The 22,396-nt window shown below is 64.7% G+C and carries 17 protein-coding genes and 3 riboswitches; of the genes, 4 read left to right on the top strand and 13 right to left on the bottom strand.

Features of this window, described 5'->3' with window-relative positions:
* Positions 1-188: 188 nt before the first annotated feature.
* From uca to INS93_RS15220, 4 genes are all read right to left on the bottom strand, one after another.
* Positions 189-3,914 carry an urea carboxylase gene (gene uca / locus INS93_RS15235; protein WP_192983513.1) on the bottom strand — a complete coding sequence of 1,242 codons (3,726 nt, stop codon included), beginning with the start codon at positions 3,912-3,914 and terminating at the stop codon, positions 189-191.
* A 493-nt stretch (positions 3,915-4,407) separates the two neighbouring features.
* Entirely contained in the window at positions 4,408-5,043 is a 636-nt protein-coding gene (locus INS93_RS15230; RefSeq protein ID WP_192983511.1) for an urea amidolyase associated protein UAAP2, read from the bottom strand.
* Positions 5,044-5,053: 10 nt separating this feature from the next.
* Positions 5,054-5,782, bottom strand: a complete 729-nt coding sequence (locus INS93_RS15225) for an urea amidolyase associated protein UAAP1 (RefSeq protein WP_192983508.1) — start codon at positions 5,780-5,782, stop codon at positions 5,054-5,056.
* A gap of 135 nt (positions 5,783-5,917) precedes the next feature.
* A complete protein-coding gene (locus INS93_RS15220; RefSeq protein ID WP_192983505.1) occupies positions 5,918-6,985 on the bottom strand; it encodes a putative urea ABC transporter substrate-binding protein in 1,068 nt (355 codons plus the stop codon).
* 68 nt (positions 6,986-7,053) lie between these two features.
* Positions 7,054-7,151, bottom strand: a riboswitch (guanidine-I (ykkC/yxkD leader).
* A gap of 333 nt (positions 7,152-7,484) precedes the next feature.
* Here INS93_RS15220 and INS93_RS15215 point away from each other — a divergent pair.
* Together INS93_RS15215 and INS93_RS15210 are read left to right on the top strand one after the other, a co-directional pair.
* The gene (locus INS93_RS15215; RefSeq protein WP_192983503.1) at positions 7,485-8,510 is read left to right on the top strand and encodes an isopenicillin N synthase family dioxygenase; all 1,026 of its coding nucleotides are present in this window, start codon (positions 7,485-7,487) and stop codon (positions 8,508-8,510) included.
* Complete coding sequence (locus INS93_RS15210) at positions 8,507-9,439, top strand: hypothetical protein (RefSeq protein WP_192983500.1); 933 nt, start codon at positions 8,507-8,509, stop codon at positions 9,437-9,439. Before INS93_RS15215 ends, INS93_RS15210 begins: the two co-directional genes overlap by 4 nt.
* Positions 9,440-9,710: 271 nt before the next feature.
* Here the strand turns inward: INS93_RS15210 and INS93_RS15205 are convergent, their stop codons facing one another.
* From INS93_RS15205 to INS93_RS15195, 3 genes are all read right to left on the bottom strand, one after another.
* Positions 9,711-10,532: an ABC transporter ATP-binding protein gene (locus INS93_RS15205; protein ID WP_192983815.1), complete on the bottom strand. Its 822-nt coding sequence runs from the start codon at positions 10,530-10,532 to the stop codon at positions 9,711-9,713.
* 41 nt (positions 10,533-10,573) lie between these two features.
* A complete protein-coding gene (locus INS93_RS15200) occupies positions 10,574-11,389 on the bottom strand; it encodes an ABC transporter permease (protein WP_108234276.1) in 816 nt (271 codons plus the stop codon).
* Between the two features lie 184 nt (positions 11,390-11,573).
* Positions 11,574-11,674, bottom strand: a riboswitch (guanidine-I (ykkC/yxkD leader).
* Positions 11,675-11,845: 171 nt separating this feature from the next.
* The gene (locus INS93_RS15195) at positions 11,846-12,907 is read right to left on the bottom strand and encodes a putative urea ABC transporter substrate-binding protein (RefSeq protein WP_192983497.1); all 1,062 of its coding nucleotides are present in this window, start codon (positions 12,905-12,907) and stop codon (positions 11,846-11,848) included.
* A gap of 52 nt (positions 12,908-12,959) precedes the next feature.
* Positions 12,960-13,077: riboswitch (guanidine-I (ykkC/yxkD leader) on the bottom strand.
* Between the two features lie 233 nt (positions 13,078-13,310).
* Here INS93_RS15195 and INS93_RS15190 point away from each other — a divergent pair.
* The gene (locus tag INS93_RS15190; protein WP_192983495.1) at positions 13,311-13,733 is read left to right on the top strand and encodes a hypothetical protein; all 423 of its coding nucleotides are present in this window, start codon (positions 13,311-13,313) and stop codon (positions 13,731-13,733) included.
* A 7-nt stretch (positions 13,734-13,740) separates the two neighbouring features.
* On the opposite strand, the gene INS93_RS15185 is transcribed toward INS93_RS15190, so the two are convergent.
* A complete protein-coding gene (locus INS93_RS15185) occupies positions 13,741-14,661 on the bottom strand; it encodes a LysR family transcriptional regulator (RefSeq protein WP_192983492.1) in 921 nt (306 codons plus the stop codon).
* Positions 14,662-14,758: 97 nt separating this feature from the next.
* Here INS93_RS15185 and INS93_RS15180 point away from each other — a divergent pair, with 97 nt between their 5' ends.
* The gene (locus tag INS93_RS15180) at positions 14,759-16,546 is read left to right on the top strand and encodes an alkyl/aryl-sulfatase (RefSeq protein ID WP_160020582.1); all 1,788 of its coding nucleotides are present in this window, start codon (positions 14,759-14,761) and stop codon (positions 16,544-16,546) included.
* A 112-nt stretch (positions 16,547-16,658) separates the two neighbouring features.
* Here the strand turns inward: INS93_RS15180 and mmsB are convergent, their stop codons facing one another.
* The 5 genes from mmsB to INS93_RS15155 all read right to left on the bottom strand — a co-directional run bounded on the left by mmsB (position 16,659) and on the right by INS93_RS15155 (position 22,324).
* Positions 16,659-17,543 carry a 3-hydroxyisobutyrate dehydrogenase gene (gene mmsB / locus INS93_RS15175; protein WP_192983489.1) on the bottom strand — a complete coding sequence of 295 codons (885 nt, stop codon included), beginning with the start codon at positions 17,541-17,543 and terminating at the stop codon, positions 16,659-16,661.
* Positions 17,544-17,665: 122 nt separating this feature from the next.
* Complete coding sequence (locus INS93_RS15170) at positions 17,666-18,769, bottom strand: enoyl-CoA hydratase/isomerase family protein (RefSeq protein WP_192983486.1); 1,104 nt, start codon at positions 18,767-18,769, stop codon at positions 17,666-17,668.
* Positions 18,770-19,009: 240 nt separating this feature from the next.
* Positions 19,010-19,828, bottom strand: coding sequence for an enoyl-CoA hydratase (locus INS93_RS15165; RefSeq protein ID WP_160020579.1), 819 nt, complete (start codon positions 19,826-19,828; stop codon positions 19,010-19,012).
* Positions 19,829-19,906: 78 nt separating this feature from the next.
* On the bottom strand, positions 19,907-21,070 hold the full coding sequence (locus tag INS93_RS15160; protein WP_192983484.1) for an acyl-CoA dehydrogenase family protein: 1,164 nt from the start codon (positions 21,068-21,070) through the stop codon (positions 19,907-19,909).
* A gap of 6 nt (positions 21,071-21,076) precedes the next feature.
* Positions 21,077-22,324, bottom strand: coding sequence for an ABC transporter substrate-binding protein (locus tag INS93_RS15155; RefSeq protein ID WP_192983481.1), 1,248 nt, complete (start codon positions 22,322-22,324; stop codon positions 21,077-21,079).
* Positions 22,325-22,396: the final 72 nt, after the last annotated feature.

Here is a 22,396-nt window from a genome sequence, read left to right as displayed (position 1 = left end):
GCTGTCGCGGCTGACGCCCCTCCCACAAGGGTTGGTCAGGGCCCGTGGGAGGCGCTTCAGCGGCGAGTTTTTCAGGCTTCTTCCAGCACCACCACGCGCTACCTTGCTCGGGCGGACGCTGTCGCGGCTAAAGCCCCTCCCACAAGGGCTGGTGAGGCCCTGTGGGAGGCGCTTCAGCGGCGAGCTTTTCAGGCTTCTTCCAGTACGACCACGCGCTGTCCGGCACGTACGGGCGAACCCGGCTGCACACGCACTTCGCGCACGGTGCCGGCTATCGGTGCGGTGAGCGGGATTTCCATCTTCATCGACTCGAGGATCACCAGCACATCGCCAGCCTGCACCTGCGCGCCGGCTTCGACCTGCACCTGCCAGAGGTTGCCGGCGATATGGCTTTCGATGCCGTGTTGGCCGGCTGCCAGCGGGGCGTCATCGCCGAGTTCGGCGGCCACTTCCTCGACTTCGAAATGCGCCTGGCCGCTGTCGATCCAGCGCTGGCGCTCGGCATCGAAGGCGGCACGCTGCTGCTGGCGGAAGGCGTCGATGCCTTCCGCCTCGTCATCGAGAAACTGCTGGTAGTCGGCCAGGGCCAGTTCGCTGTGTTCGATGCGTAGCGGGTAGCGGCCGAGCGGGAAGTCGCGGCGGATGCGCAGCAGTTCGTCGGCACTCACCGGGTAGAAGCGAATCTGGTCGAAGAAGCGCAGCAGCCAGGGCTTGCCGTCGAAGGCCTCGACCGCGCGGTAGCGGTTCCACATCTGCAGGGTACGACCGACGAACTGGTAGCCGCCTGGGCCTTCCATGCCGTACACGCACATGTAGGCGCCGCCGATGCCGACCGAGTTTTCCGCCGTCCAGGTGCGCGCCGGGTTGTACTTGGTGGTGACCAGGCGATGGCGTGGGTCGAGCGGGGTGGCCACCGGCGCGCCGAGGTAGACGTCGCCCAGGCCCATGACCAGGTAGCTGGCGTCGAACACCGTGCGGTACACCTCTTCGAGATTTGGCAGATCGTTGATACGGCGGATGAACTCCAGGTTGCTCGGGCACCAGGGGGCGTCCTTGCGCACGGTGGTCATGTACTTGTCGATGGCCAACTGGCAGGCCGGGTCGTCCCAGGACAGCGGCAGGTGGACGATGCGCGACGGCACCTTCAGATCGCGCGCGGCGCAGACGGCATCCCATTCGCCGGCGACGATATCGAGCAGTGTCTGCAGGGGCAGGGTTTCCGGTTGGTAGTGCACCTGCAGCGAGCGGATGCCCGGCGTCAGGTCGATCACGCCGTCGAGCTGCTTGGCCTGAAGCGCCTGCATCAGCGCATGGCCACGGAAGCGCAGCACCAGGTCGAGTTCCGGCGCGCCGATTTCCAGCAGCAGGTGGGTGTCGCCGGACAGGCGCGCGACCAGGCGGGTGTCGGCGTGGCCGATGTCGAGGACGATGGGGGAAGCCAATACCGAACGGCTCCCTCTCCCGCTTGCGGGAGAGGGCTGGGGAGAGGGGCTTTGGGTGTTTTCAAGAACCCTCTCCCCCGACCCCTCGGCTTGAGCGTCCTGCGTCGCCCTACCTCCTGCATCCATGCAGTCGTCTCCCATAAATGGGACAGGGGAGACAAGCGTGCTGACCTCTGCATTACGCGCCTTGGCCAACTCCCGCGCGGTGACGACATCCACCGGCACGAAGCGCACCTTGTCGCCGGCCTTGAGTTGGCCGAGCTGCCACAGGTCGGCCTCGATGATGGTCACCAGGCAGACGAAACCGCCGAGGCTGGGGCCGTCCGGGCCGAGGATCACCGGCATGTCACCGGTGAAGTCCACCGCGCCGATGGCGTAGGGGTTGTCGTGGATGTTGGACGGGTGCAGGCCGGCTTCGCCGCCGCTGTCACGTACCCATTCCGGTTTCGGGCCGATCAGGCGCACGCCGGTGCGGCTGGAGTTGAAGTGCACTTCCCAGTCGGTGGCAAGGAAGCTGTCGACATAGGCGGGCGTGAAGTATTCCGGCGCGCCGTGCGGGCCGTAGATCACGCGCAGTTCGCGCACGGCCGGCAGGGCCGGGCAGAGTTCGGCGGGCAGTTGCGCGCCGGCCTCGCGGTTGGTGAGCGGCAGCAGGTGCAGCACGTCGCCGGCACGCAGGGCACGGCCGCCGTGGCCACCGAACTGGCCGAGGGTGAAGGTGCTTTTGCTGCCCAGGTACTCCGGCACCTGGATGCCGCCACGGATGCTCAGGTAGCTACGTGCGCCGGACCCGGCAATGGTGCCGAGGGCCAGGGTGCTGCCGGCTGCGATCAGCAGGGCGGTGTTCATCGGTTGTTCCACGCCATCGACGGCCAGCGGAATCTCGGCGCCAGTGACGGCGACCACGGCGTCGCAGTTGAAGCGCAGCAGCGGGCCGCTCATGGTGATTTCCAGCGCGGCGGCGCCTTCTTCGTTACCGAGCAGGCGGTTGCCCAGGCGCAGGGCGCGGTCGTCCATCGGGCCTGATGGCGGTACGCCGACCGCCCAGTAGCTGAGTCGGCCAGGGAAGTCCTGCACGCTGGTCTGGGTACCGGCGCTGAGCACCTCGAAGGTGGTCGCCTGGTAGACGAGATTCTCCAGGCAGCGTGTCCAGGGGTGACCACTGGCGAAAGGCGCATCGCTGAGAATCTGGCGCAGGTAGTCGCGGTTGCATTCCACGCCGTACAGCACGGTTTCGGCCAGGGCTTTGTCCAGAGCCGCACTGGCCTGTTCGCGGGTTGGCTGCCAGGTGATCAGCTTGGCGATCATCGGGTCGAAGTAGGGCGGAATCTCGCAGCCGGCTTCGACCCAGGTGTCGATACGCAGGGCCTTGCCGTCGGCTTCAGGAAATTGCACGGCGGTGAGCAAGCCGGGGCTGGGCTGGAAGTCGCGGCCCGGGTCTTCGGCGTACAGCCGCGCCTGGATGGCGTGGCCGCAGGGTTTGAGGGGTGCGGCCAGTTCGCTCAGTGGCGGCAGATCGCCGGCAGCCAGCTCGATCATCCAGCGAACCAGGTCGACGCCCCACACCTGTTCGGTGACGCCGTGCTCGACCTGCAGGCGGGTGTTCACTTCGAGGAAGTAGAAGCGCTCGGCCTCGCTGTCGTAAACGAATTCGACGGTGCCGGCGCTGCGGTAACTCACGGCCTTGGCCAGCTTGATCGCCGCTGCGCACAGCTCATCCGCCATGCCGGCCGGCAGGTTGGGTGCCGGGGTCTCTTCCAGCACCTTCTGGTTGCGCCGCTGCACCGAGCAGTCGCGCACGCCGAGGGCAAGCACTTCGCCCTGGCCGTCGCCGAACACTTGCACTTCCAGGTGGCGGGCGCGCTGGATGTATTTCTCGATGAACACGCCGCTGTCGCTGAAGTTGTTCTGGCCCAGGCGCTTGACGGCCTCGAAGGCGTCGCTCAGTTCTGCTGCCGAGCGGCATACGCGCATGCCGATGCCACCGCCGCCGGCGGTACTTTTCAGCATCACCGGGTAGCCGACCTGTTCGCCGGCCTCGAGTGCGGCGTCGAGGTTTTCCAGCAACTCGGTGCCTTCGAGCATCGGCACGCCGTGCTGCTTGGCCAGGGCGCGGGCAGTGTGCTTGAGGCCGAACACGCGCAGTTGCTCGGGCGTCGGGCCGACGAAGGCGATGCCGGCGGCTTCGCAGGCTTCGGCAAAGGCGGCGTTCTCGGAGAGAAAGCCGTAGCCGGGGTGGATGGCCCGGGCGCCGCTGCGCTTGGCGACGTCGAGAATTTTCTCGACCACCAGGTAGGTCTGCGCAGCCGGGCCTTCGCCTAGGGAGAAGGCCTCGTCGGCCTGCTGGATATGCAGGCTGGCGGCGTCGGCTTCGGAGTACACGGCCACGCCACCGACGTTCAGCTCACGCAGGGTGCGCAGGATGCGGCAGGCGATGGCGCCACGGTTGGCGATCAATAGTTTCTCGAACATATCCGCTCCCGAGACAGTTCAAAGCTGCTGCGCTCCACCATGCTGCGTTGGCAGCCAGTTCGAAATGCTCATTTGCTCCAGCAAACTCCGCTTTCTCACTGGCTGCCGCCTTGCCTGATGTTCGCTCGCGACGCTTTGCTCCTGCCTCGTATAAGGTGGCGGGCCGTCCCGCCGTCATTCGTCATGTGCCACGGTCGTCCGTGGCAGAAAATTCTGGTGATGCGTGTTGCCTGTGTAGGCGCGGCCGGGTGTCGTTCCGCTTCAGCCGCGAACCGGCGGAGCCGGTGGATGTAGAAAGCGACATCCACCCTACGAGATAGCGATCCTGGGGTGCGTAAAAGCATCGCCAGCAAGCTGGCTCCTACAGGTCTTGCGGACCCCACAGCCTGGATGCGATCCGGGCTACTGCTGTAGGAGGGGCTTTAGCCGCGAGCTTTTACATGGCTGTCGCGGCTGAAGCGGAACGCCGCCCGGCCCTTCCTACGGGGAGCGATCAATCCCACACCAAGACCTCGGCTGGCGTCGGGTTCCAGCCGTTGCACGGGTTGTTCAGTTGCGGGCAGTTGGAGATCAGCACGATGACGTCGGTCTCGGCGCGCAGCTCCACGTATTTGCCGGGCGCGGAGATGCCGTCCTCGAAGGTCAGGCCGCCCTCCGGCGTTACCGGCACGTTCATGAAGAAGTTGATGTTGGCGCCGATGTCGCGCTTGCTCAGGCGGCCGTCGTGCAGGCTGGCGCGCAGGAAGTTATCGCGGCAGCTGTGCATGTAGCGTTTGTCCAGCGCGTAGCGCACGGTGTTGCTCTCCTGCGCGCAGGCGCCGCCGAGGGTGTCGTGGCGACCGCAGGTGTCGGCGACGATGGTCAGCAGCGGGTTGCCGAGGTTGGAGTAGAGCACCGTGCCGGTGGTCAGGTAGACGTTGTTCTGCTTGCGCAGGGTGCGCTGCGGGTCGAAGCGTTCACGTGGGTTGCGTGCGGCGAAGAACAGGGTGTCGATCGCCTGGTTGCCTTCGAGGTCATGCAGGCGCAGGGTCTGCCCGGCCTTGACCTCGAACAGGTAGGGTTCGCCCGCCGGGATGGTATGGCGGAAGCTGGCGGTTTCGGGATGCAGGTTGCTTGCGGTCAGGCTCATGTCGGCATCCTCAAATGTACTGGCGTTCGGTGTTGTGGAAGCCCCGGCCGTTCTCAGGGCGCGAGGTGCGGCAGAGCACGGTGATGCCGTCGCTGTCGACCTTGCTCCAGGTCAGTTGCACCGGCTTGGGTGCGTACTGCGGGTTGGGGTCCATCGGGTGCTGCAGAGCGGTGAGCACCACCAGGCAGTCCATCGGCGCGTACAGCTCGATGTAGTCGCCGGCTGTGCTGTTGCCAGGTTGGAAGCGGAAGGCACCGTCGGCATCGACGTCCACGCGGCTGAACAGGTTGAGGTTCATCAGCAGGTCGAGCAGGTTCAGGTCCCACTTGCCCATTTCCACCAGCAGGTTGTCCATGCCGTTGCGGAAGAAGCCGTTGCGCAGTTCCTGGTAGCGGCCCTGGCCGTATTTCTCCAGCACTTCATCGGCATTCATTACGCCGCCGAAGCTGTCGTGCCAGCCGCAGGTATCGGCGGTGATCGCCGCCAGCACCTTGCCCATGTCCGAGTACAGGCAGTGGCCGGCGGTGAGCTTGGCGGTGTGCTGGCACTTGAGGGTGTCGGGCAGGTTCAGGCGCTCGCTTTTCTCAGTGGCGTTGAACAGCAGCATGCTGACGTTGGCGCCGCCTTCGATATCGGTGATGCGCAGCAACTGGCCACGCTTGAGGATGAAGGAGGTGTGGCCGCCGCCGGGTACGGTCTCTTCGTACAAAGTCGGGCGCAGGGTAAGGGCAGTGGTCATGGGTACCTCGGGATCAAAGCCTGGTCGTCAGGCGCCGCCAGGGGCGCCTGATCATCGTTGCGATACGGTTTAGGGCGGCTCTAAAAACGTTGGCGAGGCAGTGATGGCAACGCAGGTAGTTTTTAGAGTTGCCCGTCAGAGCTTGCCGTCGACGGCCATCTGTATGTAGCTCGGGTCGAAGCGCAGCTTGATGTTGGCGCTGTCGCCGGTCGTCACGTCGCCCGCGAAGGTCATGCCGATGGCATCAGCGCTGCGCGCGCCTTCGCCGAGGATGCCGTGCTCGAAGCTGAAGTTGGCGACCTTGGTCATGGTCTCGGGCAGGGCCGGGCTGGTGACGAAGTCCAGGGTTTGCTTCGGTGTGTAGAACAGCTTGGTGGTCGCCAGTTGCGCCTGGTAGCCGGCCAGGTCGGTGCCGGAGGCCTTGGCCATTTCGGTCAGGGCTTCGGTGGCTTCGGGCGTGCCGGACTGCATCAGCTCGAGAATCTCGAACCAGGCGCCGACCAGGGCTTTGCCGAAGTCCGGGTTGTCCTTCAGGGTCTGGGTGTTGACCACCATCATGTCGAGGATTTCACCGGGGATCTTCGAAGAGTCGAAGACCTGGGTGCTGCCGGGCTGGGCGACAATCTCGGCGAGCATCGGGTTCCAGGTGGCGGCAGCCTGCACGCTGGGGGTGGTGTAGGCAGCGATGATGTCGGCGTCGGAAGTGTTCACCACCGTCACGTCGCGCTCGCTCATGCCTGCCGACTCCAGCGCTCGGGCGAGGAAGTAGTGGGAGACCGACAGCTCCACCAGGTTGACCTGCATGCCTTTGATGTCGGCCAGGGTCTTGCCCTCGCCCTTGATCAGCAGGCCGTCGTTGCCATTGGAGTAATCGCCGACGATCAGCGCTGTGCTGTCCACACCACCCGCGGCGGGGATGGTCAGGGCGTCCATGTTGGTCATGGTGCAGCCGTCGAACTGGCCGACGCTGTACTGGTTGATGGATTCGACGTAGTCGTTGAGCTGCACGACATCGATGTCGATGCCGTATTTCTTCGCCCATTTGTCGATGATGCCGGAGGTGCTGGCATGGCCCCAGGGCATCCAGCCGGCGTAGAGCGTCCAGCAGACGCTGAAGCTGTCTTTCTTCTCGGCGTGAGCGCTGAAGCTGAGCACCGCGGCCAGACCGGCAGCGGCGAAGGAGAACAGACGGTACTTGCGCATTTGGAACCTCCAGTCTTGGTGAGTACGGGCAGGAGTCGCGGCACGTTTCGAGTCGTTCGAAAGGCGCGTTCTCCCGGGCTTTTATCCCGCCGTGTAACCTCACTGGAGGTCGATGACTCTCGGACCAGCACTTGCCAGGCAAGTCGGAACCCTAGTCATCCATTTCGCAAATTGTGGTGCCGCGATTCCGGGAAAACCCGGTTGAAACCTGCACACTCAGGCAGTAGCGAATAGCGTGCCAGCTCGCCGAAGCCCGTGGCTGGGCGCTCTGGCGATGCTGTTTGCGGTTTGCGTGCTGCCTGATGGGGCCTGAGTAGCGTTCATTGCACCGTTCGGGGGCGATTCGGCCCGTGGCATCGCAGCTTGGCGGCATTATGGCGGTGGCATGGAAATCGCTATCGATCCTGCTGCAGGGACGGCCTTGCTGCTGCCCTCGGGACGACCCGACCCGCTGCTCGTCTGGACGACCAGGTAACTCACTTGTTCAAGGGAGATTGCCATGGCGCATACCCATTTCACCTCCATTCCTCTTATCGACGTTGCCGGCCTGTATGCCGACGACCCTGCCCAGCGTCAGCGCGTTGCCGATGAGCTGGGCCGCGCGGCTCGCGAGGTCGGCTTTCTGCAGATCACCGGGCACGGCATTTCGCGTGATCTGCGCGACGGGTTGATCCAGCAGGCGCGCAGTTTCTTCGCCCGCCCGCTGGAAGAGAAGATGCGCTTCTATATCGGCCAGTCGAGCAACCACAGCGGTTATGTGCCGGAAGGCGAGGAGCAGTTCGTCGGCGGCAGCAAGGACCTGAAGGAAGCCTACGACGTCAATTACGACTACACCGAGGCGGCTCAGGTCTATCCGCTGCTGGGGCCGACGCAGTGGCCGGACTCGGCGGACTTCAAACGAGAGGTGGGCGCTTATTACCGGGCGGCGCTGGCGCTGGGTGACACGCTGTTTCGTGGCTTCGCCCTGGCGCTGGGGCTGGCCGAAGACACCTTCGCCGGAATCACCCGGCAACCCACCAGCCAGCTGCGCATGATCCATTACCCGCTCGATCCCGACCCGGTGGCCGATCGTCCCGGTATCGGCGCGCACACCGACTACGAGTGCTTCACCATTCTTCTACCCACCGCTGAAGGCTTGCAGGTGCTCAACGGCGACGGGCAGTGGATCGACGTGCCGCTGCTGGAGGACGCCTTCGTGATCAATATTGGCGACATGCTCGAAGTGCTCAGCAACGGCCATTTCGTCGCCACCTCGCACCGCGTGCGCAAGGTCAGCGAAGAGCGTTTCGCCTTCCCGCTGTTCTGCGCCTGCGACTACCCGACGCGCATCGCGCCGATTGCCGGCCTGCCAGCCCGTGGTGAGCGTGCGTATGCGCCGGTGAGTTGTGGCGATCACCTGTTCGCGCAGACCGCGCAGACCTTCCGCTACCTGCGCGAGCGCCTGGAGGACGGCTCGCTGAAATTGCCGGATGGCGCGGCGGGTTTGTCCAGCTTTGGTCAAGGCCGCCGGGAGGTGACGGCATGAACCTGCTGGAATTGGCTGCACGTTACCCACAACGCGCCGAAGGTGGTGTGCCGGACTGGATGCTCGGGCACTTTCGCCGCCGCACCATCAGCTTTGCCGATGGCCGCAGCGACGAGCGTACCCAGGTGCATTGGCTGCAAAGCCGCACCTTCACCATCGATCTGCGCTTGCCGGATGCGCCCGCGCTGCCGGTACGGGCCTGGCAGGACTACGGCGCCGCCGAGTTGCATCAGCTTGCCAATCATGAAGGTTGGGCGGCCGACAGCGTCTGGGAGAACGGCTATCTGAGTTGGCACGGTGGCGTGTCCCTGCAACTGCACAACCGCTGGCCGGAGCCGGCGCAGTTGCAGCGCACCGGCAACTGCATGATCGAGTTCGGCACCAGTGGCGCCTATGTCGAGGACTGGCGTTTGCAGGCTAGCAGCGGGCCGTTGATTGGCCTGCGGCTGCTGGAGGAATGCGACGCTGAAAGCGGCGAGGTGTTGCAGCGCGGTGGCGGCCTGATTCTCTGTGGCGAGCAGCTTGGTTGGGTGCAGGGGCGGGGAGCGGATCTTGGCGAATCAGCCCTGCAACTGCGCGAGCGAGCCGAGCTGGCGCGTGGTGATGGTCGTGCGCTGGCCGCGCTGTTCGACTGCGAGACCTCGCTGGCCTACGCCGATCAGCAGGGACGTTATCAGGTGGCGCTGTCCACCTTGCCGGCGCGGGTGGGGCAGAGCGTCTCGCTGGAAGGCTTCGAGCTGCCTGGAGCGGGGCGCGTCTGTCAGCACCTGCAACGCCCGGATGGCCGTGCGGTGGTGCGGACTTTCATCATCGATACGCTGGAGCCGGACTGGCGCGCGGACCTGGCCACGCCTTGTACTGACGAGGCGCAGCGCTGGTTCGCTGCGGAAGGCGAAACGCTGTCGCGGTATCTGGAAGTGTTGAGTTAGTCAGACGGTGACCGTCTGATTCACCGCTGAAAAGCTCGCCGCTGAAGCGCCTCCCACGGTTTGGTTCCGGTCGATTCGTGGGAGGGGCTTGAGCCGCGATGGTGTCACTGTAGAGTTGGTGCGCACGGCGCACCCTACGGGATCTCGCGCGGTTTGCGCGTCGTAGGGTGCGCCGCGCGCACCGAATACGCCGAGATACGCTACATCTCAGGTCCGTAGCCCGGATGCAATCCGGGGAAAATATGCCGGTGATCCCCGGATTTCATCCGGGCTACCGTTCGTTGCGAGCGGAGATACGCTCGGCCAGCTCGTTGGGCAATTGCGCCTGCGCCCGGCGCGCTTCGTTCAGCGGGATGTCGTAGGTGATGCGCGCGCCATAGGCGTTGGGCGCCTGCGGGTCGTGGCGAACCTTGTCGAACACCAGCAGACGGGTACCGAGGCTGAAGCCTTCGGGCAGGTCGTGGGTGACCATGAACACGGTCAGGCGGGTTTCCTGCCACAGCTCCAGCAGCAGCGCGTGCATATCCTTGCGAATGCCGGGGTCGAGCGCGCCGAACGGCTCGTCGAGCAGCAGCATTCGTGGTTGCATCACCAGTGCCTGGGCGATGGCCAGGCGTTGCTGCATGCCACCGGAGAGCGCGCTGGGGTATTTGTTCAGGGCATGGCCGAGGCCGACCTTGGTGAGGATTTCCGCGGCGCGCTCGCGGGCCTCGCGTTTGGCCGCGCCGAACAACCGTCCCAGCAGCTTCGATTTCGGCAGCTCCAGGCCCAGAGCGACGTTGTCCAGCACGCTCAGATGGGGGAATACCGAGTAGCGCTGGAACACCACGCCACGGCTCGGATCGGGTTCGTTGGGCAGCGCCTGGCCGCTCAGCAATAGCTCGCCACGGCTCGGGCGTTCCTGGCCGAGCAGCATGCGCAGGAAGGTGGATTTGCCGCAGCCGGAGGCGCCGACCAGGGTGCAGAACTCACCCTCGTTGACCTTGAGGTTGAGGCGTTCGAGCACCACCAGGTCGCCGTATTCCTGCCACAGGTTGCGCGCCTCGATGAAGGCGCTTGGCGACAAGCTGGTAGCCGTGCGGGAGTCGCTCATGGCAGGTTCACTCAGCGGGACGATGTGTTGGCTGAACAGGGTCATGCCTTGCCTCCTTCATGCCAGGGGAAGCACAGGCGCAGCACCTGGCGCAGGCCCAGATCCATCAGCCAGGCCAGCAGGGTGATCCATACGACGTAGGGCAGGATCACGTCCATGGCCATGTAGCGACGTACCAGGAAGATGCGGTAACCGAGGCCATCGGTCGATGCGATGGCCTCGGCGGCGATCAGAAACAGCCAGGCCGAACCGAGCATCAGGCGCAGCGAGATCAGCAGGCGTGGCATCAGTTGCGGCAGCACCAGGCGCAGGATCAACGTCCAGGAGTTGGCGCCCAGGGTCTGTGCCTTGATCAGCAGTTCGCCGGGGATTTCACGGGCGCGCTGTTCGATGTCACGAGCGATGCAGGGAGTGATGCCGATGACGATCAGCATCACCTTGGACAGCTCGCCGAGGCCGAAGACGATGAACAGAATCGGCAGGATCGCCAGCGGCGGAATCATCGACAGCACCGTGAGCAGCGGCGACAACGGCGCGCCGAACAGTGGCACGCTACCGGCGGCGATGCCCAGCACCAGGCCCAGCAGCGCGGCGATACCGAGGCCGAGGCCCAGGCGCTGCAGGCTGGAAGCGGTGTCCTGCCAGAACAGGTATTGGCCGCTGCGTTTGTCTTCGCTGAAGGCCAGGCGGTCGATGGCATCGACCATCTGGCTGGCGCTGGGTAGCAGCTTGTCGTTGGGGTTCTCGGCCAGGCGGCTGGTCGAGGCGCTGAAATAGACGAACAGCAGCAGGGCGAAAGGCAGCAGGATCAGCAGCAGGCGGCTGCTGCGATCCGGGTGGCGGTTGATCAGGCGCATGGATAGTCCTCGTCGGGCCTGGAACGAAATGCGTGCGCAGCTAGCAAGCGCAAGAGCGCGCTGGTTTCGGGCCTTTGGGGGGGACGGCTGGTTGCCGCTGATGCGAGTGGGGCGTACCCATGATGAACCTCCAGTTTGACAGGGGCGGGCAGGAGTTCGCGGCGGTCCCCACGGATGGGGCGCGTTCTCCCGGGCTTTTGTCCCGCCGTGTAACCTCGCTGGAGGTCGCTAGCTCTCGGACCAGTCGCTCGCCTGTGGCGAGCCGGAACCCTAGCCGGCTATTGGCAAATTGTGGTGCCGCGATCCCGGCGAGCCGGGGTGTTCCTGCACGCTGGGTCCGTAGCGAACATCGTGCCAGCTAGTCGAGGCTTCTATCTCGGGGTTTTCGCCGCTGCTTGCTGCAGCAGGTGCGCGTTATTGGTGCGGCCTGTGATCGGTTTGCTGTGCGATGGGGCGTTACAGCGCCCCTTCGGCTGCCAGCTCCATATAGCGATGGTTGAAGCGCAGCAGAATGCGTTGCGGGTTGCCAAGCGGCTTTTCACCGCTGAATTCCATACCCAGATTGGTCAGGCCCATGCCGCTCTTGCCCAGCAGGCCATGCGCATCGGCAAAGCGCGCGACCCGTTGCATGAGGTCCGGCAGCTTGCCGGTACGCGCGAAGTTCAGCGCGGTGCGCGGTGAGTAGAACGAGCGCAGGGTGCCCAACTGGGCGTCGAAATCTTCCGCGGTGGTGCCGGCGGCGGCTGCCATTCTGGCCCGGGCTTCACGACCGGCCGGGGTAGGCAGGCCGAGCAGGCGCTGGGTCTCGAACCAGGCGCCGGTCAGTGCGCGGCCGAATTCCGGATGCTGAGCCAGGGTCTGACTGCTGACCACGGTGAGGTCGAGGATTTCGCCGGGAATCAGATTGGAGCTGAACACCTGGCTGACCTCGGCCTTGCGCCGAATCTCGGAGAGGATCGGGTTCCAGGTAATCACCGCGTCGCCCTTGCCGGCGAGGAAGGCATCAGCGATTTCGGTGTCGGAGACGTTGATGATGGTCACGTCGCTTTCATCGAGCAGGGCCCACTCCAGTGCACGGCTGAGCAGGTAGTGCGAGACCGAGTTCTCCACCAGCAGCACGCTTTTGCCTTTCAGGTCCTGGATTCTCTTGCCGCTGCCACGCAGCAGTAGGGCGTCGGCGCCGTTCGAGAAATCGCCGATGATCAGCGCGGTGCTGTCCTTGCCGGCAGCAGCGGGAATGGTCAGGGCGTCCATGTTGGTCATGCTGCAGGCGTCAAACTGGCCGGCGGTGTAGCGCTCGATGGATGCGACATAATCCGGCACTTCCTGCACCTGAATGTCAATGCCGTACTTGTCCGCCCACTTCTTCACGATGCCCTGTTCGGCGGCGTAGCCCCAGGGCATCCAGCCGGCGAATATCGACCAGCACAGCTTGAAGGTTTTAGGCGCGGCCTGGGCTGTCGGAGCGCCAAGCAGGCAGGCGCAGAGCAGGACGGTGAGCAGGGAGCGAATGGACATGGAAACCTCGGGTCATGGACGAAAGCGGGAAAGCCGGCAGCCTGGCTGCGCGTTCTCCCGGGCTTTTGTCCCGCCGTGTAACCCCGCGGCTTCCCGCCGCTGCATGAGGTCGCCCACTCTCGGACCAGCCACTCGCCGTTTGACGAGCCGGAACCCTAGTCGGCCATTACGATTCGCTACCACTGATGATCCTGTGCATGGATCGGCTTTCCGCGACGCTGGGCAAGCGAATGCCATGCCAGCGACAGGCCGATTGTCCTGTGCGCTTGTGGTTTTGCGCCGTCGGTCACAGCCGACGAAATGAATCGCACCTGTTGCGGGCGGCGCTGTCTGATGCCTCAGGGATCACCATCCCGGAGGCCGACATCGGTCGGCGTCGTCCCAGCGGTCACAGGAGGCCGCCATGCCCTACAAGATGCTGTTTTCCGCCCTGCTCTTGATGCTTTCCGGTTGCGCCGTTTATGGCGATGGCTACGACCGTGGTTATCACAACGGCCATGGCTACCGTTACCACGACGGTTACCGGCGCGATTACTACCCGCCGCCACGCTACTACTACGAGGAGCGTCGGCATAATTACTACCCGGCTCCTCCGCGCTACGTACCGGCGCCGCCGCCGCGTCATCACTACGGTTACGATCGCGGTTATCGCGACAGCTACAAGCACCAGCAGCCGCGACATGACTATCGCCGCGACCAGCGTCGTCAGGAGCATCGCGGCGGGCAGATTCAGCGCGGCTGGGAGGCAGGCCGCAACACGCAGCATCGTTTCTCCAACGGGCGCAGCAATAACGAACATCGTCGTAGCGGCGAGCGGCGCTGGTAAGCCTCTCTCAATCCGCCGCGTGCCCGGCGCGCGGCGTCTGTTCATCCACCAGGCGAATCGCTGTAACCATGGCCTGCGCCGCTGGCGACAGGCTGTGGCCTGCGCGGCTGACCAGGCCATAGGCCGAATGCTGATGCAGGCCCTGGGGCAACAGTGGTAGCAGAGCAAGCTGACCGCTGTGAAGTTCGTCGGCGATCACGTCCCAGGGCGCCATGCTCAGCACATCGCTGTCGGCCACCAGGCGCTTGAGCACCAGGAAATTGTCGCATTGCACGCTCAACGGTTGCGCTCGCCCGCTGGCCTGACCCAGGCTGCGCTCGACCACCTCTGGCAGCTGTGTGCCGGCGAGGGGAAAGTCGAGCAGGTCACGCAGCTGCAGGTTGCGCCGCTGCAGCAGCGGATGAGCCGGGCGGCAGAACAGCACGCCCTCGTGCACGCGCAGTGGTTCGATGTGCAACTGAGTGTCGTCCTGCAATTCGCGGATATCGGCGACGAACAGCTCGATGGCCGAGTCCAGCAGGCTGTCGCGCAGTTCCAGCCAGTTGGCGATGTCCAGTTTCACCTGCACCCGCGGATAACGCTGCAACAACTGCCCGAGCGCCTGCGGTATCAGGCGCGCGGCCGGGTAGGGGCCGGCGCCTAGGCGCAGTTCGCCGGCCTCCAGATTGCCCAGCTGATTGACCGCATTGCTCAGCGCCAGGCTACCGGCAAGCAGGCGGCGTGCGTGCTCCAGCACCAGGCGGCCATGGGCGGTGAGGTTGACGCCACGGCTGTGGCGGTCCACCAGGGTGCAGCCGAGCTGGCTTTCCAGTGCCTGGATGCTGCGGCTAAGCGCCGGCTGGCTGAGGTGCACGGCCGCTGCCGCGCGGGCGAAATGTTGATGTTCGGCGAGGGCGACGAAGTGGCGGAGCTGGCGTAGGTCGTTCATGCGCTTCCTGCATTGGTTTTTCTATTCGAATGCATTGGAATTATCGGTCGGCCTTTGCCAACCTGCCAGTACTCCAACAACAAGACCTTCCAACACCATGAGCCCATTCTCTCGCTTCAGCGGCCTGTTGCTGGCCGCCGCCCTGCCATTGAGCGCCTATGCCGAGCTGCCAGCCGAGCGTATCGAGGCCAGTATCAACGCCGAACTGGCTGCCCACACCAAGGTGTTCGCCCAGCAGCTCTACCGCGTCGCCGACAACGTCTATTCGGCGGTCGGCTGGCAATTGGGCAACGTGGTGATGATCGAGGCGCCGCAGGGATTGATCATCGTCGACACCGGCGAGTCGGTCAGCGAGTCGCGCAAGATCATGGCCGAGTTCCGCAAGCTCACCGACAAGCCGGTCAAGGCGGTGGTCTACACCCACTTTCATCCGGATCACATCAACGGTGTGCAGGCGTTCGTCAGCCGCGAGCAGGTGGAGCGCGGCGAGGTGCAGATCTTCGCCCATGAGACCCTGTTGCAGAATGTGGTGGCGCAGGGCGCGCTGGTCGGACCGATTCTCGGCGTGCGTTCGGCGTACAGCTTCGGTTCCTTCCTGCCGGCCAGCGATCAGGAGGGTATGAACGGTGGCATCGGCCCGTTGGTCAGGCCCGAGCCGTCGTCCTTCATCGCGCCAACCGTGACCTTTGACGAGCGCCTGGACACCACTATCGCCGGCCTCGATGTGCAGTTTTTACACGTGCCGAGCGAGGCGCCGGACGAGATCACTCTGTATCTGCCGGCCAACCGTGTGCTGATCAGCGCCGAGGTTGATCAGGGCCCGACACTGCCGAACATCCACACGCTGCGCGGCACCAAGTTCCGCGATCCGGTGCAGTGGGTCGAGAGCCTGGACAAGCTGCGCGCCTACCAGGCCGAGCATATGGTGCCGCTGCATGGTCGGCCCGTCAGCGGCCAGGACAAGGTCGAGGAAGTGCTGCGCATGACCCGCGATGGCATCGCCTACATTCACGACCAGACCGTGCGTTGGATGAACAAGGGACTGACGCCCGATGAGTTGGTGGAGAAGGTCAAACTGCCGCCGCATCTGGCCGGCTACACGCCCTACCTGCGCGAGTACTACGGCACGGTGAAGCACAGCGTGCGGCAGATCTACAACGGTTACCTGGGCTGGTTCCAGGGTGACCCGGTGGACCTTGATCCGACGCCGCCACTGCAGCAGGCCGAGCGCCTGATCGCCCTCGCCGGCGGCCGTGAAAAACTGCTGCTGGAAGCCGGCAATGCCTACCTCAAGGGCGACTACCAGTGGGCTGCCGAATTGTCCGGCTATGCCATTCGCGTCGACCACGAAGATGCGCTGGCGCGCGAGATCAAGGCGCGCAGCTTCCGCAAACTGGGCTATGCCAGCATGAACATCAACTGGCGCAACTGGTACCTGATGAGCGCCATGGAGCTGGAGGGCAAGCTCGACGGCGACGTCATCCGCCAGCGCTCGGTGGAGATGCGCAAGGTGTTCCTTTCGCCGGACATGGTGCGCAGCTTCACCCCGCAGAGCTTCCTGCAGAACTGGGTGACTCGTATCGACCCGGAAAAGGCCGGCGATGTCGAGTTGACCCTGGGCTTCAGCTTCCCCGACGTGGACGAGCAATGGGCGCTGGAGGTCCGGCGCGGCGTCGCGCAACTGCACAGAGGCATTCCCGAAGGCACCGAGTTGCGCCTGAGCATGGACAAGCGCTTCATGGAAACCCTGCTGACCGGTGAGGGTGGCCTGGTCAAGGGCGCGCTGCTCGGCGATGTGAAGGTCGACGGCAACCTGCTGGAGATTCGCCGCTTCCTCAACTGTTTCGACTTCAGCGACGAGGCGTTCGGCCTGACCCTGCGTTAGGCTCCGTGTAGGGTGCGCCATGCGCACCGGCCTATCGGGAAAAGCCCCGGTGCGCGCGGCGCACCCTACGGCGGCGGTGCGACTGTGCATATAGGCGAACTGGCTGTAGACGCTATTCCACGAACAGTTGCTGCACCACCGAGAAGTCTTGCTTGCCCTTGCCCTGCTTGAGCAGCAGGCGGTACAGCTGCAGCGCCAGGGCGCCCATCGGTGTGCTGTTGCCGCTGTGGCTGGCAGTTTCCTGGGCCAGGCCGAGGTCCTTGGCCATCAGTTCGGCCATGAAACCGCCGCTGTAGCCTTTCGATGCAGGGGCGTTTTCCATCACGCCGGGCCAGGGGTTGTACTTCTCCAGCGTCCAGTTGCCGCCGGAGCTCTGCCGCATGATCTCGGCCAGCACGGCCGGCTCCAGGCCGTTGGCGACGCCCATGGCCATGGCTTCGGCGGTGGCGATCATCTGCACGGCGAGCACCTGGTTGTTGCACACCTTGGCCACCTGGCCGGCGCCCTCGGGGCCGGCGTGGAAGATGTTCTTGCCCATGGCGGCGAGTAGCGGTCTGGCTTTCTCCAGCGTTTCGGCTTCACCACCCACCATGAAGGTCAGGGTGGCGGCTGCTGCACCGCCGGTGCCGCCGGAGACCGGCGCATCGAGCAGAGCGATGCCGCGCTCGCGGGCGGCGGCGTGCACCTTGCGCGCGGACTCCGGGGCGATGGTCGAGCACTCGATCACCAGCGTGCCGGCGGGCAGCCGCGCAAGCAGGCCTTCATCGCCCAGGTACAAGCCTTCCACATGACGGCTGGCCGGCAACATGCTGATCACTACCTGTGCCTGATCGATGGCGTCGGTGGCGCTATCGGCCGCCACGGCACCTTCGCCAGCCAGGGTGTCGACGGCGCTGCGCACCAGGTCGAAGACTGTCAGCGGATAGCCCGCCCTGAGCAGGTTGCGGGCCATCGGCAGGCCCATGTGGCCGAGGCCGATAAAGGCGGTTTGGGTCATGGCAGCTTTCCTTTCTATTGGGCGCTTCGCGCATCGATTGTCATTGTTCGAGGATTGCGTGTGAGCTCTCCCGGAGTGCATCCGGGCTATATGTAGGGTGCGCCGTGCGCACCGACCCGCGCTTACAGATCCGCCAACGGATGTTCGCCTTCCCAGGCCGATGCGAAGTGAGCTTCGACCACGGCGTCTGGGATTGCGGCCACGTCCGGCCAGTGCCAATGCGGTGTTTGATCTTTGTCGATCAGGCGGGCGCGCACGCCTTCGGGGAATTCCGGGTGGCGGCAGCAGTTCAGGCTCATGGCGTATTCCATGCGAAACACCTCGGCCAGCGACAGGTGGCGGGCGCGGCGTATCTGCTGCCAGACCAGGTGCGCCGTCAGCGGGCAGCCATTGGCCAGGGTCTTGGCAGCGCGGGCGAGCAGTGCGTCGTCATCCGCTTGCAGTGCCTTGAGCGCGTGTACGGCAGCCGGCAGGTCGGCGACGTCGAGCAGCTCATCGATACGTTCGCGGCGCGGCAACCATTGGGCTGCCGGCAGCTCACTGCGTGCCTCGTTCTCCAGCGCCCGTAGCAGGCTGTGCAGTTGCAGGTCGGCTTGTTCGCGCCAGTTCAGCTGCACCAGACCTTCGAGCAGTGCCTCTTGCTGGTCATCGCGCAGGCAGCGGTCGGCCAGGTTCAGGTCCAGCGCATCGCGGGCATTGATGCTCGCAGCAGTGAGCCCAAGGAACAGACCCAGGCGACCCGGCAGGCGGGCGAGGAACCAGCTACCGCCGACATCCGGGTACAGGCCGATATTGATTTCCGGCATGCCCAGTCGGCTGCTCGGGGTGACGATGCGGATGCCGGCGCCCTGCATCAGGCCCATGCCGCCACCCAGCACGTGACCATGGGCCCAGCAGATGAAGGGCTTGGGGTAGGTGTGAATACGATGGTCGAGCCGATATTCGTCGGCGAAGAAACGTCGTGCCAGGGCCGGTACTTCGCCTGGCTGTTCGCGACACTGATTGACCAACTGCACCACATCGCCGCCGGCACAGAAGGCCTTGGTGCCGTTGCCGCGCAGCATCACGCAGGCGATGGTCGAGTCTTCTGCCCAGGCCTTCAGGCGTTCGTCGAGTGCTTCGATCATCGGCAGGGAGAGGGCGTTGAGGCTCTTTTCCGCGTCCAGGCTGGCGATGCCGATGCGGTAGCCGTGCAGGCTGGGGCGTTCTTCGAATTGCAGGTTCATAGGGGCTCCCTGCGTAGGGTGGATGACGCTTCATTCATCCACCGTGAGGGTTTGTGGTGGACGTAAAAGGCGACGTCCACCCTACGGGCTTCGAATTGCAGGTTCATAGGGGCTCCCTGCGTAGGGTGGATGGCGCTTCATCCATCCACCGTGAGGGTTTGTGGTGGACGTAAAAGGCGACGTCCACCCTACGGGCCTGGCCGATTGCGGTGCGCACGGCGCACCCTACGATGCCGCGGATCATTTGTTGCGCCACTGCGGGTCGCGTTTTTCCAGAAAGGCGTTGACCCCTTCGCGGGTGTCGTCGGCATCGAACAGGTCGACGAAGCGCTCGCGTTCCTCCGGCAACCAGGTGTTGGAGCCACGCTCACGGGCACCCTGGATCAGCGGCTTGATGGTACGTACCGCCACTGGGCTTTGCCGCGCCACCTTGGATGCCAGCAGCAGGGCTGTGCCGCGTGCTTCGCCAGTGTCCACCACCTGCTCGACCAGGCCGATGCGCAGGGCGGTTTCGGCGTCGATGCGTTCGCCGCAGAGGATCATGCGCTTGGCCCAGCCTTCGCCTACCAGCCAGGGCAGGGCCTGGGTGCCACCGGCGCAGGGCAACAGGCCCACGGAGGCTTCCGGCAAGGCCATCTGTGCCTGGCGTTCGGCGATGCGGATATCGCAGGCCAGCGCGCACTCCAGGCCGCCGCCCATGGCGTAGCCGTTGATCGCGGCGATGGACACGCCGCGGAAATCGCGCAGGGTCTCGAAGGCCTCGCCGAAGCGTCGGGCCATCTCGCGGGCACGGGCCTTGTCGCCATCGGCGAACATGTTCAGGTCGGCACCGGCGGAAAAGAACTTCGGCCCCTGACCGGTTACCACCAGGGCGTAGACCTCATCGTCACGGTTGAGATGCTCGACCACCTGCTTGAGACCGATCAGCGAGTCGCGGTCCCAGGTGTTGGCCGGTGGATGGTTGATAGTGATCAGCGCGGTGTGGCCGTGCTTTTCCACGGTGAGTTTGTGGGTCAGGTCGAAGATGCCGGATTTATAGGTTTCGATGGCTGTACTCATGGTCGTCCTCGATACGGATCATTGCAGTAGGAGCGAGCTCTGCTCGCGAACAGCGCGCGTTCCTACCTATCGTGGTTACTACAGCAGGCGATCGAGCATGCCGCCCTGCAGGAGCAGGCGGCGGGCGACGATCACCCGCATGATTTCGTTGGTGCCTTCCAGTATCTGGTGCACGCGGGCGTCGCGTACCCAGCGTTCCAGCGGATAGTCATTCAGATAGCCGTAGCCACCGTGCAGTTGCAGCGCTTCGTTGCACAGGTCGAAGCACTGGTCGGTGGCGAAGCGCTTGGCCATGGCGCAGTACAGGCTGGCTTCGCCATGCCCCAGATCGAGCTTGTGCGCAGCCAGGCGCACCATCTGCCGGCTGGCGGTCAGGGCGGTGAGCATGTCGGCCAGCTTGAATTGCAGGGCCTGGAACTCGCTGAGCGCCTTGCCGAACTGCTTGCGTTCTTCCACGTAGCGCAGGCTCTGCTCCAGCGCTGCCTGGGCCGCACCGAGCGAGCAACTGGCGATATTGATGCGCCCGCCATCGAGGCCCTTCATGGCGTAGACGAAGCCTTCACCTTCCGGGCCGATGCGGTGGCTGGCAGGAATGCGCACACCTTCGAAGCTGATGGTGCGTGTCGGCTGCGCTTTCCAGCCCATCTTGTCCTCGTTACGTCCGTAGCGCACGCCGGGCGCATCGGCAGGTACCAGAAAGCAGGAAACACCCTTGGCACCATTCTCGCCTGTACGCGCCATGACGATCAGTACCTGCGTGCTTCCCGCACCGGAAATGAAGCACTTGCTGCCGTCGATCACGTAGTCGTCGCCGTCGCGCCGCGCGCGGGTTCTCAGGTTGGCAGCGTCGGAGCCGGCGTCCGGTTCGGTCAGGCAGTAGGAGGCCAGCAACTGGCCGTTGATCAGTCCCGGCAACCAGGCATCCTTCAGCGCCTGGTCGGCGAAGCTGGCGAGCATCCAGGTGGCCATGTTGTGGATGGTCAGGTAGGCGGTGGTGGCCACGCAGCCCGCCGCCAGTTGTTCGAAAATCAGTGAGCTGGAGAGCCTGGACAGGCCCAGGCCGCCATCTTCTTCGCGTAGATACAGAGCCAGGTAGCCCTGTTCGGCTGCGCGGCGAATCACTTCGACAGGGAAGTGCTGCTCGCGATCCCACTCGGCAGCGTGGGGCGTCAGCTCCCGCGCAGCGAAGGCGCGGGCGCTGTCGGTCAACAGACGTTGTTCATCACTGAGTTCGAAGTCCATGGCATCTCATTGCAAGGTCAGGGGTTGGTCGCCGGCGCGGCGTTCGGCCTGCCACTCGGCGAGGTTGGGCAGCGCGCTGCTGGCATCGAGGCGGTCGACGATTTCGAAGTAGTCCTGCTTGAGCGGGTCCTTGAGCACCTCGTCGCGCGGCTTGACCTTGACCGCGTAGACCGTCTGCAGGTTCTGGTGGTCGAAGGTACGCCATTGCTGCTCGTCCTTGAGCAAGGTGTAGGTGTGGCCTTCCAGCGCCTTGATCAGCGCTTCGCTGTCGAGGCTCTTGGCTCGCGTGGCGGCGTCGGCCCATTGCTGGACGATGCTGTAGGCCGATGCGGCAGAACTGGATGGGTACATCTCGTAGCGGGTCTTGAAGGCTTCGACGAAGGCTTCGCCACGAGCGGATTTTTCCAGCGCCGGGACACGCCAGGTCCAGGGTTCGGTGCCAATCACGCCCTGCATCAGGTTGGGACCGGCCTGTTCGACCATGCTCTGGGTCAGGTTCGGCGCGACGATCTGCATGCGTTCGGTCAGGCCCAGGTCCTTGGCGATGCGCATGGCGCGAACCAGATCTTCGCCGAACAGCACCAGGGCGAGGATCTCGGCGTTGCTGGCGGCGGCCTGGGTCAGCGCGTCCTGATAGTCAGCCAGGCGCGCACCTGGGAAGGGGATGCGCACGCTGGTGTGCTGGGCGGTATTGTCGGTGGCGGTGGCCTGACGCAGCGAGGCCTCGGTGGTGTGGCCCCAGGTGTAGTCGGAGGTGACATAGAAGTAGCGCTTGTTCGGCAGGGTCTTGCTCAGGTATTGGCCGAGCACCCGGGCGCTCATCCAGGCGTTGTTGCACTCGCGGAACATGTAGCGGTGGCCATCCTTGCCCGTGGTGTCATTGGAGTAGGTGAGGGTGCCGAAGTACAGCAGACCGTGCTGCTTGGCGCGCTTGCCTGCGGCGATGGCGACCGCACTGGAGGAGCCACCGAAGAGCATCGCCGCACCCTCGGCGGCCAGCTTGTCGACGTTCTTCTCTGCCTTGGCCGGACGTGAGGCAGTGTCCTTGCTGGACAGGCGCAAAGGTCTACCCAGCACGCCACCAGCGGCGTTGATTTCATCGATGGCCAGCAGGGCTCCACGCATCTGCGCCAATCCCTCCTCCTTGTATGGTCCGGTGCGCGGGTAGTTGAGGCCGAGGGTGATGGGCTCGGCAGCCTGCGCACAGGCGGTAAGTGCGGCCCACAGGGCCAGTGTGGCGGACAGTTGGCGCATTGCAGTTCTCCTTGTTTTTGTTCTGCAGAGAACAGTTTTACGCCGCTCGTCCAGTTCGAGTGATCGTCTATT

Origin of the sequence: Pseudomonas sp. EggHat1 (genome assembly GCF_014892995.1) — a bacterium.
In the GTDB taxonomy this organism is placed as follows: Bacteria; Pseudomonadota; Gammaproteobacteria; order Pseudomonadales; family Pseudomonadaceae; genus Aquipseudomonas; species Aquipseudomonas chaetocerotis.
The sequence above is the reverse complement of the archived record's forward strand: the minus strand, read 5'-3'. Positions and strand labels throughout refer to the sequence as shown.

Excerpts from the sequence above, each read along its gene's own strand:
- INS93_RS15205 (WP_192983815.1), bottom strand. The coding sequence starts at position 10,532 with ATGAGCGACTCCCGCACGGCTACCAGCTTGTCGCCAAGCGCCTTCATC.
- mmsB (WP_192983489.1), bottom strand. The coding sequence starts at position 17,543 with ATGACCCAAACCGCCTTTATCGGCCTCGGCCACATGGGCCTGCCGATG.
- INS93_RS15160 (WP_192983484.1), bottom strand. The coding sequence starts at position 21,070 with ATGGACTTCGAACTCAGTGATGAACAACGTCTGTTGACCGACAGCGCC.
- INS93_RS15170 (WP_192983486.1), bottom strand. The coding sequence starts at position 18,769 with ATGAACCTGCAATTCGAAGAACGCCCCAGCCTGCACGGCTACCGCATC.
- INS93_RS15180 (WP_160020582.1), top strand. The coding sequence starts at position 14,759 with ATGAGCCCATTCTCTCGCTTCAGCGGCCTGTTGCTGGCCGCCGCCCTG.
- INS93_RS15155 (WP_192983481.1), bottom strand. The coding sequence starts at position 22,324 with ATGCGCCAACTGTCCGCCACACTGGCCCTGTGGGCCGCACTTACCGCC.
- uca (WP_192983513.1), bottom strand. The coding sequence starts at position 3,914 with ATGTTCGAGAAACTATTGATCGCCAACCGTGGCGCCATCGCCTGCCGC.
- INS93_RS15225 (WP_192983508.1), bottom strand. The coding sequence starts at position 5,782 with ATGACCACTGCCCTTACCCTGCGCCCGACTTTGTACGAAGAGACCGTA.
- INS93_RS15220 (WP_192983505.1), bottom strand. The coding sequence starts at position 6,985 with ATGCGCAAGTACCGTCTGTTCTCCTTCGCCGCTGCCGGTCTGGCCGCG.
- INS93_RS15210 (WP_192983500.1), top strand. The coding sequence starts at position 8,507 with ATGAACCTGCTGGAATTGGCTGCACGTTACCCACAACGCGCCGAAGGT.
- INS93_RS15195 (WP_192983497.1), bottom strand. The coding sequence starts at position 12,907 with ATGTCCATTCGCTCCCTGCTCACCGTCCTGCTCTGCGCCTGCCTGCTT.
- INS93_RS15185 (WP_192983492.1), bottom strand. The coding sequence starts at position 14,661 with ATGAACGACCTACGCCAGCTCCGCCACTTCGTCGCCCTCGCCGAACAT.
- INS93_RS15215 (WP_192983503.1), top strand. The coding sequence starts at position 7,485 with ATGGCGCATACCCATTTCACCTCCATTCCTCTTATCGACGTTGCCGGC.
- INS93_RS15230 (WP_192983511.1), bottom strand. The coding sequence starts at position 5,043 with ATGAGCCTGACCGCAAGCAACCTGCATCCCGAAACCGCCAGCTTCCGC.
- INS93_RS15200 (WP_108234276.1), bottom strand. The coding sequence starts at position 11,389 with ATGCGCCTGATCAACCGCCACCCGGATCGCAGCAGCCGCCTGCTGCTG.
- INS93_RS15165 (WP_160020579.1), bottom strand. The coding sequence starts at position 19,828 with ATGAGTACAGCCATCGAAACCTATAAATCCGGCATCTTCGACCTGACC.
- INS93_RS15190 (WP_192983495.1), top strand. The coding sequence starts at position 13,311 with ATGCCCTACAAGATGCTGTTTTCCGCCCTGCTCTTGATGCTTTCCGGT.